Origin of the sequence: Bacteroides sp. 3_1_23 (assembly GCF_000162555.1) — a bacterium.
In the GTDB taxonomy this organism is placed as follows: Bacteria; Bacteroidota; Bacteroidia; order Bacteroidales; family Bacteroidaceae; genus Bacteroides; species Bacteroides ovatus.
This window is the reverse complement of sequence record NZ_GG774955.1, coordinates 1,130,990-1,144,644: the sequence shown is the minus strand read 5'-3', so window position 1 is coordinate 1,144,644 and position 13,655 is coordinate 1,130,990. Positions and strand designations below refer to the sequence as shown.

At 42.5% G+C, this 13,655-nt stretch carries 8 protein-coding genes; all 8 read left to right on the top strand.

All coding sequences use genetic code 11. From position 1 onward, the window contains the following. Nucleotides 1–10: 10 nt before the first annotated feature. The 8 genes from HMPREF9010_RS02385 to HMPREF9010_RS02420 all read left to right on the top strand — a co-directional run bounded on the left by HMPREF9010_RS02385 (nt 11) and on the right by HMPREF9010_RS02420 (nt 13,609). On the top strand, nt 11–1,675 hold the full coding sequence (locus tag HMPREF9010_RS02385; protein ID WP_008651382.1) for a RagB/SusD family nutrient uptake outer membrane protein: 1,665 nt from the start codon (nt 11–13) through the stop codon (nt 1,673–1,675). A 197-nt stretch (nt 1,676–1,872) separates the two neighbouring features. After that, nucleotides 1,873–3,159, top strand: a complete 1,287-nt coding sequence (locus HMPREF9010_RS02390; RefSeq protein ID WP_008651379.1) for a DUF4995 domain-containing protein — start codon at nt 1,873–1,875, stop codon at nt 3,157–3,159. Between the two features lie 28 nt (nt 3,160–3,187). Continuing rightward, nucleotides 3,188–5,188, top strand: coding sequence for a heparin-sulfate lyase HepC (hepC, locus tag HMPREF9010_RS02395; protein WP_008651377.1), 2,001 nt, complete (start codon nt 3,188–3,190; stop codon nt 5,186–5,188). A gap of 53 nt (nt 5,189–5,241) precedes the next feature. Next, nucleotides 5,242–6,858, top strand: a complete 1,617-nt coding sequence (locus HMPREF9010_RS02400; protein ID WP_008651375.1) for a sulfatase — start codon at nt 5,242–5,244, stop codon at nt 6,856–6,858. Between the two features lie 67 nt (nt 6,859–6,925). Then, nucleotides 6,926–8,554 carry a Tat pathway signal sequence gene (locus HMPREF9010_RS02405; RefSeq protein WP_004312479.1) on the top strand — a complete coding sequence of 543 codons (1,629 nt, stop codon included), beginning with the start codon at nt 6,926–6,928 and terminating at the stop codon, nt 8,552–8,554. Between the two features lie 45 nt (nt 8,555–8,599). Continuing rightward, the gene (locus HMPREF9010_RS02410) at nt 8,600–9,541 is read left to right on the top strand and encodes an ROK family protein (protein ID WP_004305716.1); all 942 of its coding nucleotides are present in this window, start codon (nt 8,600–8,602) and stop codon (nt 9,539–9,541) included. Nucleotides 9,542–9,684: 143 nt separating this feature from the next. Next, entirely contained in the window at nt 9,685–10,953 is a 1,269-nt protein-coding gene (locus HMPREF9010_RS02415; protein WP_032852921.1) for a sugar MFS transporter, read from the top strand. Nucleotides 10,954–10,987: 34 nt separating this feature from the next. After that, nucleotides 10,988–13,609 (top strand): DUF4962 domain-containing protein, encoded by a 2,622-nt coding sequence (locus HMPREF9010_RS02420; protein ID WP_083792385.1) that lies wholly within the window; start codon nt 10,988–10,990, stop codon nt 13,607–13,609. Nucleotides 13,610–13,655 lie beyond the last annotated feature (46 nt).

Sequence of the window (13,655 nt, the reverse complement as noted above, 5' to 3'; positions counted from 1 at the left end):
AAGAAAGACAATGAAAAAACTAGTATATTATATTTCGACATTAGCTTTGTGCATTCTGCCTTTCACTTCATGTTCTGACCTATTGGACGAAGATCCACGTTCTGAAATCAGAAAAAACAACTACATGAATAACGCGACAGAAGCTAAAAATGTATTATTAGGTGTATACAGAGATATGGTTTCCGACAACATGTATGCCTTAAACCTATCTATATACTTTGACATAACCAATGATTTGGCCCAATGCGAAGGTAATACAACTAATAGTTTCCGGGATTATCCGGCAAACGCATTTACTACGAGTAATTCATATGTACAAAACACTTGGGCTGCACTATATAACGCTATTTATGACGCCAATGATTTTATAGAAAGATTAGAAGCAAAAATGATAACTTATAACACTGAAGACCAAGCATTAGCAAAACTCTATTTAGCAGAAGCACGGGGATTGAGAGCATTATATTATTTTGAACTAGTACGGTGGTATGGACACATAGCACTCATTACAAGTACGTCTGAATCTTATAAGAATCCAGAAACCTTTGTGCAAGCAGATCCCACAGATGTATATAAGTATATTGAAAATGATTTGAAATATGCTATTGACGTACTTCCCTATGCAACTGAAGATGAACTTCGGGGAGATAATAAATTCCGTTTATCTAAAGGAGCTGTATTAGGATTACTGACCAGAGTGTATGCAACATGGGCGGGTGCCCCCTTAAAGGATACAAGTAAATGGGAACTGGCTGCTCAAACCGCTTCTTTACTCATCAATTCTGGTAAACACCGTTTGTTAGATAGCTATGAACAGTTATGGAAAAACACTTGTAATGGTGTTTGGGATCCTGCGGAAAGCTTAATTGAAGTTAGTTTCTTTGCTCCAACTGTTACAGGTAGCGCAAGTGAAGATCCATGTGGTCGTATCGGCAAATGGAATGGAGTAGCCGTATCTGAAATTGAAGGTAAACGTGCTAGTAATTCAGCAAACGTAAAAGTTATACACCCTTTTTATCTAAGATGGAAAGAAAAAGAGCCCAATGATTTGCGTCGTGATCTATCAATTGCCAACTACAAATATGCTCCAAATAAAATATTATACGTCAAAGAAAGTGAATTAGAAGATCCAAGTGCAGGACAGAAAAACGAACAAATTTACACTCCGGCAAAATGGGATACCGAAAAATATGTTGAGCAACACAACTCACTATTAAACAAAGATAAGTCAAACATAAATTGGTATATTCTTCGTTATGCAGACGTCCTCCTACTTTATGCTGAAGCCTTAAACGAGTGTCATAATGGACCAACCAGTGATGCATTAGCTGCAATTAATATGGTACGTCGTCGCGGATATGGGAAACCTTATCTAACAGGCAATTCTGCAATTGATCTAAAAACAATGTCATATGAAGACTTCAAAAAGGCCGTTCAAAATGAGCGTGCTTATGAACTAGCTTTTGAAGGTCAACGTCGTCAAGACTTAGTGCGTTGGGGAATTTATTATGAATCAATTGTTAATACGTACAAAGATATTGTGGGTTGGTATCCAGAAGGTAATTTTATAGCCTACACCTTTACGAAGAAAGGTAAACATGAATTACTCCCTATTCCACAACGAGATTTAGACCTGATGAAAAAGTTCAATCAAAATCCGGGCTGGGGTAAATAATTGATTTAAAATAGAAACATAATTTCTCTCCAATATGCCTTAGATAGGGCATATTGGAGAAATTTAAAACCATTTTCAACAAAATCAAAACTTGAAAAGCAAGGTTCAAACACCTTTTGGACAATCCTGCAACGGAAAGTTTAGTCTTTCGGTTACTTTTGCATCAGTTACAAAACTTCTAAAAACAATTACTTAAAATGAATAACATGAAAAAGAAACTTGTTCTCTTTGCTTCGGTTAGTATTGCACTTGCGTCGTGCCAGATACCCCCAAAGGAAGACTACAGTTGGATAAAAAAAGGACTGGATGTAGCTTCTGCCCAATTACAACTTTCTGCTGAAGAGGTTAGTGGTACAGGGATGTTGCCACGCTCCATCCGTACCGGCTATGACATGGATTTCCTTTGCCGTCAGTTGGAAAGAGATTCATTAACATTTAAAGATTCACTACGTGCACAACCTACTGCCGAGCAATTAGGCAAACGTCGCCTCTGCAACGTTTATGACTGGACGAGCGGTTTCTTCCCCGGTTCACTGTGGTATGCATACGAATTGACAGGAAACGATACACTGAAAACTCAAGCCATCCAATATACAAATCTACTGAATCCGGTACGCTATTATAAAGGTACGCATGATTTGGGATTCATGGTCAACTGCAGCTATGGCAATGCAGAGCGTCTTTCACCCAACGACACCATTGCCGCTGTGATGAGAGAAACTGCCGATAACCTCTGCGGTCGTTTCAGCGACTCTATCGGCGCTATCCGTTCATGGGATTTCGGAACATGGAACTTCCCGGTTATTATCGACAATATGATGAACCTTGATCTTCTGTTCAATGTAGCAAAGGCGACAGGTGACAATAGATATAAAGACATCGCTATCAAGCATGCCATGACAACCATGCATAATCACTTCCGCCCGGATTATACTTGCTGGCATGTAGTAAGCTATAATAGCGATGGTACAGTAGAACGAAAACAAACCCACCAAGGCAAGAACGATGATTCTTCATGGGCACGCGGACAGGCATGGGCTGTATACGGATACACCGCTTGTTTCCGCGAAACAAATGATAGTATCTTCCTGAACTTTGCAAAGGACATAGCCGATATGATTATGGATCGCGTAAAAACAGACGACGCTATTCCTTATTGGGATTATGATGCTCCTGTAACCAAAGAAACTCCACGTGATGTATCTGCTGCTTCTGTCACTGCTTCTGCAATGATCGAACTAAGCACAATGGTTCCCGATGGACAGAAATATCTGGATTATGCGGAAAAGATTCTGAAGAGTTTGTCAAGTGATGCGTATCTCGCAAAAGTGGGTGACAATCAAGGATTCATTTTGATGCACTCCGTAGGTTCACTACCCAATGGTTCTGAAATCGACACTCCACTGAACTATGCTGACTACTATTATCTGGAAGCATTGAAGAGATTCATGAATCTGAAAGGTATCAACTACAAAGATATCTAATACATAAAATTATAACACCTATTATATCATGAATAAAACTTTAAAGTACATCATTTTGCTTGCAATCGCATGTTTCGTAAGCAAGGGTTACGCCCAAGAACTGAAAAGTGAAGTCTTTTCTCTCCTTAACCTGGATTATCCGGGACTGGAGAAAGTAAAAGCTTTGCATCAGGAGGGTAAAGATGAGGATGCTGCCAAAGCATTACTGGACTATTACCGTGCACGTACCAACGTAAAAACTCCGGATATTAATCTGAACAAAGTGACCATCAGCAAAGAAGAACAGCAATGGGCAGATGATGGATTGAAACATACATTCTTCGTACATAAAGGTTATCAACCTTCTTACAATTATGGAGAAGATATCAACTGGCAATACTGGCCGGTGAAAGATAATGAGCTGCGCTGGCAGTTGCATCGTCACAAATGGTTCACTCCGATGGGAAAAGCTTACCGCATATCCGGTGATGAAAAATATGCTAAAGAATGGGCACACCAGTATATCGATTGGATTAAAAAGAATCCGTTGGTGAAGATGGACAAGAAAGAATATGAGCTGGTAAGTGATGGAAAAATCAAAGGTGAAGTAGAAAACGTACGTTTTGCATGGCGTCCTCTGGAAGTGAGTAATCGTCTGCAAGACCAGACTTCACAGTTCCAGTTATTCCTCCCCTCCCCTTCTTTCACTCCAGACTTCCTGACAGAATTCCTGGTGAACTATTACAAACATGCTGTACATATCCTTGCTAATTACTCGGATCAAGGCAACCATTTACTGTTTGAAGCTCAACGCATGATTTATGCAGGTGCCTTTTTCCCTGAATTCAAAGATGCTCCGGCTTGGAGAAAAAGTGGTATCGACATTCTGAACCGTGAAATTCACGTACAGGTATACGAAGATGGCGGACAGTTCGAACTTGATCCACATTATCATCTGGCAGCTATTAACATTTTCTGTAAAGCTTTAGGTATCGCAGATGCCAACGGATTCCGTAAGGAATTCCCTCAAGATTATTTGGATACCATTGAAAACATGATTATGTTCTATGCAAACATTTCTTTCCCTGATTACACCAATCCATGTTTCAGCGACGCCAAGTTGACAACAAAGAAAGAAATGGTGAAAAACTACAAGTCATGGAGCAAACTGTTCCCGAAGAACCAGGCAATCAAATACTTTGCTACAGAAGGAAAAGAAGGTGCATTGCCGGATTATATGTCTAAAGGTTTCCTGAAATCAGGCTTCTTTGTATTCCGTAATTCATGGGGAATGGATGCTACCCAAATGGTAGTAAAGGCAGGTCCGAAAGCTTTTTGGCACTGTCAGCCGGATAATGGTACATTTGAACTTTGGTTCAACGGCAAGAATTTGTTCCCGGATTCAGGTTCGTATGTATACGCCGGTGAAGGCGAAGTAATGGAACAACGCAACTGGCACCGTCAGACTTGTGTTCACAACACAGTAACCTTGGACAACAAAAATCTCGAGACAACAGAATCTGTTACTAAGTTATGGCAACCGGAAGGTGCTATCCAGACTTTAGTGACTGAAAATCCGAGTTACAAGAATCTGAAACACCGTCGTTCTGTTTTCTTCGTTAATAACACTTACTTTGTCATTGTAGATGAAATGGCAGGTAGCGGTAAAGGTTCTATCAATCTTCACTATCAGATGCCGAAAGGAGAAATTGCCAACAGCCGCGAAGACATGACGTTCCTGACACAGTTTGAGGATGGAAGCAATATGAAACTGCAATGCTTTGGCCCTGCTGGCATGAGTATGAAGAAAGAACCAGGATGGTGTTCAACAGCTTATCGCAAACGCTACAAACGTATGAATGTATCGTTCAACGTGAGAAAAGACGGCGAAGAAGCTGTACGTTACATCACTGTTATCTACCCGGTTAAGAAAAGCGCAGATGCCCCTAAATTTGACGCTAAATTCAAGAACAAAGCGTTCGATGAAAACGGTCTGGAAGTAGAAGTGAAAGTAAACGGAAAGAAACAGTCATTAAAATACAAACTATAAAAAGCCTCAAAGCCTCTCCCTGCCCCTTTTCTTGGGAGAGGCTTCTTATCATTATGGAAAACTATTACACCTCCTCTACCCTACTCCTCCCATTGGCAGCACTAAGTCTCGTTTCTTGCAGCAGCCAAAAGAAAGAAGAAGTCAGACAGCCGAACATTATCTTCATGATGACGGATGATCACACCACTCAAGCGATGTCCTGTTATGGAGGAAATTTGATTCAAACTCCTAATATGGACCGGATTGCCAATGAAGGTATTCGCTTTGATAATTGTTACGCTGTCAATGCTCTTTCGGGACCTTCGCGCGCTTGCATCCTCACCGGCAAGTTCAGTCACGAAAATGGTTTTACCGATAATGCAAGTACATTCAACGGCGATCAGCAGACATTCCCCAAACTTCTTCAGCAAGCCGGATACCAGACTGCCATGATTGGCAAATGGCATCTCATCAGCGAACCGCAAGGTTTCGACCATTGGAGTATCCTTAGCGGCCAACATGAGCAAGGTGACTATTACGATCCTGATTTCTGGGAAGACGGAAAACATATCGTAGAAAAAGGATATGCTACGGATATTATTACCGACAAAGCAATTAAATTCCTTGAAGGACGTGACAAGAACAAACCGTTCTGCATGATGTATCACCAGAAAGCCCCACACCGTAACTGGATGCCCGCTCCCCGCCATTTGGGCATATTCAACAATACAACTTTTCCGGAACCGGCTAATCTGTTCGACGACTACGAAGGTCGTGGAAGAGCTGCTCGCGAGCAGGATATGTCTATCGAGCACACGTTGACAAACGACTGGGATCTCAAATTGATGACTCGTGAAGAAATGCTGAAAGATACAACCAACCGTCTTTATAGTGTATATAAACGTATGCCAATTGAAGTTCAGGATAAATGGGATTCTGTATACGCCGGGCGCATTGCCGAATATCGCAAAGGTGACTTGAAAGGCAAATCTTTAATCAGCTGGAAATATCAACAATATATGCGCGATTATCTGGCTACGGTTCTGGCAGTAGACGAAAATATCGGCCGACTACTGAATTATCTCGAAAAGATTGGTGAACTAGACAATACAATCATTGTCTACACCTCCGACCAGGGTTTCTTTCTTGGCGAACATGGCTGGTTTGACAAACGCTTCATGTATGAAGAATGTCAGCGCATGCCTCTTATCATCCGTTACCCGAAAGCAATCAAAGCAGGAAGTACCAGTAATGCAATCAGCATGAATGTAGACTTTGCTCCTACCTTCCTCGACTTTGCCGGAGTAGATATTCCGTCAGATATTCAAGGAGCTTCTTTGAAACCGATATTGGTCAACGAAGGCAAAACCCCGGCCGACTGGCGTAAAGCTGCTTATTACCATTATTACGAATACCCTGCAGAACACTCTGTAAAACGTCACTATGGCATCCGTACACAAGATTTCAAACTAATTCATTTCTACAACGATATTGACGAATGGGAAATGTATGACATGAAAGCTGATCCGAGAGAAATGAACAACGTCTTCGGCAAACCGGAGTATGCTAAAGTACAAAAAGAGCTGATGGAGCTACTTCAGGACACTCAAAAACAGTACAAAGATACTGACCCGGATGAAAAGGAAAAAGTCCTCTTTAAAGGTGATCGCCGACAAATGCAAAACCGCTAAGAGGAGGACATATAAATAAGAATTAATATGCTTCATTATTAGTTTACCGAATAAATTAGATAAAACCATGGATAGAAGAAAGTTTTTAAAAAACACAGGCTGGTCTTTCCTCGGATTGGCAGCTTCAGGCAGTTTGCTGGGTTCTTGCGCAGCTGGAAGCAAAGAAGCAAAAAAGATTATGCCGTCAGCCAGTAACCTCAAAATGTACTGGGGCGACTTACATAACCATTGCAACATCACATACGGACACGGCGACATGCGCGACGCTTTTGAAGCAGCGAAAGGACAATTGGATTTTGTCAGTGTCACTCCTCATGCTATGTGGCCGGATATTCCCGGAGCAGATGATCCCCGCCTGAAATGGGTGATTGATTATCACACAGGAGCTTTCAAACGTTTGCGTGAAGGCGGTTATGAGAAGTACGTAAAAATGACGAATGAATATAATAAAGAAGGTGAATTCCTTACTTTTGTCGGATACGAGGCCCACAGCATGGAACATGGTGACCATGTTGCATTGAATTATGATCTCGACGCACCGCTTGTGGAATGTACTTCTATCGAAGACTGGAAACAGAAGGCAAAAGGACACAAAGTATTTATTACTCCACATCACATGGGTTACCAGGGCGGCTATCGCGGTTACAACTGGAAATGCTTTACCGAAGGAGATATTACCCCATTCGTAGAAATGTATTCCCGTCATGGTCTGGCAGAAAGCGATCAGGGAGATTATCCTTATCTACACGATATGGGTCCGCGCCAATGGGAAGGAACCATTCAATATGGTCTTGAATTAGGCAACAAATTCGGTATCATGGCTTCTACCGATCAACATTCCGGTTATCCGGGAAGCTATGGCGACGGTCGTATCGGTGTCATGGCTCCGTCATTGACTCGCGACGCTATTTGGGAAGCTCTCCGCACCCGCCATGTATGTGCCGCAACCGGTGATAAAATTATTATCGACTTCCGCCTCAACGACGCTTTCATGGGTGACGTGGTTCGCGGTAACAGCCGCCGTATCTATCTGAACGTTACAGGTGAAAGCTGTATCGACTATGTAGATATTGTCAAGAACGGACAGATTTTAGCTCGCATGAATGGCCCGTTGACTCCGATTGCCCCGGAAGGTGATACGGTACGTTGCAAAGTTAAAGTTGATTTTGGTTGGAATCGTGAAGAGAAATACGTACATTGGCAGGGTAAACTGTCCGTGGACAAAGGACAGATCCATAGTGTAACTCCTTGTTTCCGTGGCGCAGCGTTCACTTCTCCGCAAGAAGGTGAAACTGAATTCCACACGCATGTCAACCGTATCGTATCCGTTGGCAACAAGGAAACCGAACTAGATATGTATAGCAGCAAAAATCCGAATACGACTACAGCAGCCATGCAAGCCGTCATTCTGGATGTGGAAATGCCCAAAGACGGTAAGATCATTGCCGAATTCAATGGCAAGAAGTTTGAACATACGTTGGGCGAGCTGCTCGAAGGTTCACGTTCACACTTCATGATCGGTTGGTTGAGCGAGGCGATCCTTTTCAATCGTGCTATGCCGGAAAGCTGTTTCACTCTGGAACACTACATGGAAGATAAAGACCCGCAACGTGATACGGACTACTACTATGTACGCGTTCGCCAACGTGACGGACAATGGGCTTGGAGTTCACCGATTTGGGCAGAAAGAGTGTGATTTTTTTAAGTATTAAGTATTATGTATTAAGTATTACTTGGTGATATGGAAAAAGAATACGCTATAGGAATTGACCTTGGCGGAACTTCTGTAAAATACGCCCTAATTGATAATGAAGGCGTATTTTACTTTCAAGGGAAGTTACCGTCGAAAGCCGATGTATCAGCAGAAGCTGTCATCGGACAGTTGGTTACTGCTATCAATGAAGTGAAAGCCTTTGCACAGGAACAAGGCTACAAAATCAATGGTATAGGAATCGGTACACCGGGCATCGTAGATTCTACAAACCGCATAGTTCTGGGAGGTGCGGAAAACATCAACGGTTGGGAAAACATACATCTGGCGGACCGCATTGAAAAGGAAACCGGACTCCCGGCTTTATTAGGAAATGATGCCAATCTGATGGGATTAGGAGAAACAATGTATGGAGCCGGACAGGGAGCCACTCATGTTGTTTTCCTAACAGTAGGAACAGGCATTGGCGGTGCAGTAGTCATCGATGGCAAATTGTTCAACGGTTATGCCAACCGGGGGACAGAACTGGGGCACGTGCCTCTCATTGCCAATGGCGAACCTTGTGCCTGTGGTTCCGTCGGCTGTCTGGAACATTATGCTTCCACTTCCGCCTTGGTACACCGTTTCAGTCAACGGATAATAGACGCAGGTATCTCCTACCCGAATGAGGAGATTAATGGAGAACTGATCGTCCGCCTTTACAAACAAGGAGATAAGATTGCACAACTATCGCTGGAAGAACACTGTGATTTTCTGGGACATGGAATTGCAGGATTCATTAATATCTTCAGCCCTCAAAAGATTGTGATCGGTGGAGGACTTTCCGAAGCCGGAGACTTTTATATTCAGAAAGTAAGCGAAAAAGCCCGCAGTTACGCCATCCCCGACTGTGCCGTGAATACTCAAATCATAGCTGCCGCTCTTGGAAACAAGGCCGGAAGTATTGGAGCCGCTTCACTCTTTTTCAAATGAAAACAAAAATAAATGATAGTTGATAGCTGATAAATGATAGTTAGTAAATGAAAGTTATCCCAACATACAAATACTCAATCATCAATTAATTATCAACTTCCATCTATCAGTTATCATTTATCAACTATCAACTATTTAAGATTATGAGAAAAAATTTAGGGATGCTGGCGCTGATTATGGCGTTCTGGTTTACCATCTCGTTTATCACCAATATTCTAGGCCCACTCATTCCGGATATTATCCACAACTTCAATCTAAGTGACCTGGCAATGGCGGGATTTATCCCGACTTCTTTCTTCCTGGCCTATGCCATCATGTCTATCCCTGCCGGATTGCTCATCGACCGTTTCGGTGAAAAGCCGATATTATTCGGTGGATTTCTGATGCCGTTTATCGGCACCATCCTATTTGCCTGCATGCACACGTATCCGATGTTATTGGCTTCTTCTTTCATCATCGGACTGGGAATGGCCATGTTACAAACGGTATTGAATCCACTCCAACGTACCGTAGGAGGAGAAGAAAACTATGCATTTATCGCCGAACTGGCACAGTTCATGTTTGGCATTGCTTCTTTCCTAAGTCCTCTGGTATATACTTATCTAATTCGTGAACTTGATCCGGCAACATATACAGCAGGTAAAGGTTTCTTTATCGACCTGTTGGCCGATGTCACTCCACGGGAAATGCCGTGGGTATCTCTTTATTGGGTATTTACAATCCTGCTATTGGTCATGCTGATAGCTGTCGGTGTATCCCGTTTTCCCAAGATCGAGTTGAAAGAAGACGAGAAAAGCGGGTCTAAAGATTCATATCTGGCTTTATTCAAACAGAAATATGTATGGCTGTTTTTCCTGGGAATTTTCTGCTATGTAAGTACGGAACAGGGAACTTCAATCTTCATGAGTACCTTCTTGGAACAATATCATGGAGTTAACCCACAAACAGACGGTGCACAGGCCGTAAGCTATTTCTGGGGATTGATGACAGCCGGTTGTCTGGTAGGTATGATTCTGCTCAAGTTAATTGACAGTAAACAATTGTTGCAAATTTCCGGAATTCTGACGATCATCCTATTATTATCAGCATTATTCGGAAGTAAGGAAGTATCCATGCTTGCTTTCCCTGCTGTTGGATTCAGCATCTCCATGATGTATTCCATCGTATTCTCATTGGCACTGAACTCTGCGTCACAGCACCACGGTTCATTCGCAGGTATACTATGCTCGGCAATTGTAGGTGGTGCCGGTGGTCCGATGATTGTAAGTACACTGGCAGATGCAACATCACTCCGTACGGGTATGCTCTTTATCCTTGTTTTTGTAGGATATATCACCTTTATCGGTTTCTGGGCATGTCCACTGATTAATAACAAGACTGTTCGTCTGAAAGATTTGTTCAAACAACGCTGAATAACAAAGCGATGAATAATAAAAGCAAAGTTATATGATGAAACAACGAATATCTATTTTTCTCTTGTTCACCCTTCTGCTATTCGCCAATGGATATGCACAAAAAGGAATCATGCGTCTGACTCAACAGACCTTGATGCATGAAGTCCGCGAAACGCCTTCGCCTCTGGACGGACAGCATATTACTGTCAATCCCCCACGTTTTATGTGGCCGGATAAGTTCCCGCACCTCGGTGCTGTATTGGACGGAGTTGAAGAAGAGGACTACAAACCCGAAGTAACCTACCGCATCCGTATTGCACGCGACCCCGAATTTAAATCGGAAGTGATTACCGCCGAAAGAAAATGGGCATTTTTCAACCCATTCAAACTCTTTGAAAAAGGGAAATGGTATTGGCAACATGCCTACGTTAACAAAGAAGGAAAAGAAGAATGGTCACCTGTTTATCATTTTTATATAGACGAACACATACGTACATTCAACCCTCCTTCTCTACAGGAAGTATTAACCAAATTGCCTAAGACTCATCCCCGCATCTTGCTTGATGCCGAAGATTGGGATAATATCATCGAACGGAATAAAAACAATCCGGAGGCACAGGCTTATATCCGAAAAGCCGATAAATGCCTGAACCACCCGCTGAAACATCTGGAAGAAGAAATTGATACAACCCAGGTTGTCAAGTTGACAAATATTGTTCAATATCGTTCTGCCCTGATTCGGGAAAGTCGTAAGATTGTAGACCGTGAAGAAGCAAATATCGAAGCCATGGTACGCGCTTACCTGTTAACGAAAGATGAGGTATACTACAAAGAAGGCATTAAGCGTCTTTCCGAAATTCTTTCCTGGAAAAAAAGTAAGTACTTTGCTGGAGATTTCAATCGTTCTACTATTCTGTCCATGAGCACTTCAGCGTATGATGCATGGTACAATCTGTTGACTCCGAATGAGAGAAAACTACTCCTAAGAACGATTCGTGACAATGGAAAGAAGTTCTATCATGAATATGTCAATCACTTGGAAAACCGCATTGCTGATAATCATGTCTGGCAAATGACTTTCCGTATCTTGAATATGGCGGCATTTGCTACGTATGGCGAACTCCCGATGGCTTCCACCTGGGTGGATTATTGCTACAATGAATGGGTATCCCGTCTGCCGGGCCTCAACGCGGATGGAGGATGGCACAATGGTGATTCTTATTTCCAGGTCAATCTCCGCACATTGATTGAAGTTCCCGCTTTCTACTCCCGTATCAGCGGATTCGATTTCTTCGCTGATCCGTGGTATAACAACAATGCATTTTACGTCATCTACCAGCAGCCTCCATTCTCAAAATCAGCCGGACAAGGCAATTCACATGAAAGCAAAATGAAGCCGAACGGTACACGAGTAGGTTATGCGGATGCCTTGGCACGTGAATGTAATAATCCGTGGGCGGCTGCTTATGTACGTACCATTCTGCAAAAGGAACCGGATATCATGGAAAAAACTTTCCTCGGAAAATCTGGAGACTTGACCTGGTATCGTTGTACAACCAAAAAAGCTCTCCCCAAAGAAGGACATACTCTTGCCGAACTACCCATGGCAAAAGTATTCAATGAAACGGGAATCGGTACGATGAATACCTCTTTGGGAGATATAGATAAGAATGCCATGTTATCGTTCCGCTCCAGTTCTTATGGTTCCACTTCCCATGCACTGGCCAATCAGAATGCTTTTAATACATTCTATGGAGGTAAAGCCATTTTTTACAGCAGCGGACATCGTACAGGTTTTACGGACGATCATTGTATGTATTCTTACCGTAACACCCGTGCACACAACAGCATTTTGGTAAATGGAATGACTCAAAAGATTGGAACGGAAGGATATGGCTGGATTCCGCGTTGGTATGAAGGAGAAAAAATCGCTTATATGGTAGGAGATGCTTCCAATGCTTATGGTAAAGTGACTTCTCCCCTATGGCTGAAACGTGGAGAACTATCCGGTACGCAATATACGCCTGAAAAAGGATGGGATGAGAACAAACTGAATATGTTCCGCCGTCATATCATCCAACTGGGAAGTACCGGAGTTTTCGTGATTTATGATGAACTGGAAGGAAAGGAGGCTGTTACATGGAGTTACCTTTTACATACTGTAGAATTACCGATGGAAATACAGGAACTGACCGATGAGGTGAAAGTAACCGGAAGGAATAAAGCTGGCGGTATCTCTGTTGCCCATCTTTTCAGTTCGGCAAAAACGGAACAGGCAATGGTAGATACTTTCTTCTGTGCTCCGACCAACTGGAAAAATGTGACGAATGCACAAGGAAAAGCAGTGAAATATCCTAATCACTGGCATTTCTCTTCTACAACTGTTCCTTGCAAAACCGCCCGTTTCCTGACTGTGATGGATACACATGGAGACAACCGTCCGGATATGCAGGTAGTTCGCAAAGGCAATATCATTCAAGTAGGTGACTGGACTATCACTTGCAACCTTACGGAAAAAGGAAAAGCCGCTATTCACGTTAGTAATAAAGTGGAGAAAGTTTCCTTAAACTACGATGCCGGTAAAAAGGAAGGTGCAACGACGGTAACAGATCAGGTAAAAGGGAAACAGGTTAATAAAGTCCTGACAGACTATTTACCGGATTTTGAGATTTAATCTCTCCCCCCCAAAAAATATCCCGTTATTCAATTTATAGAAAATT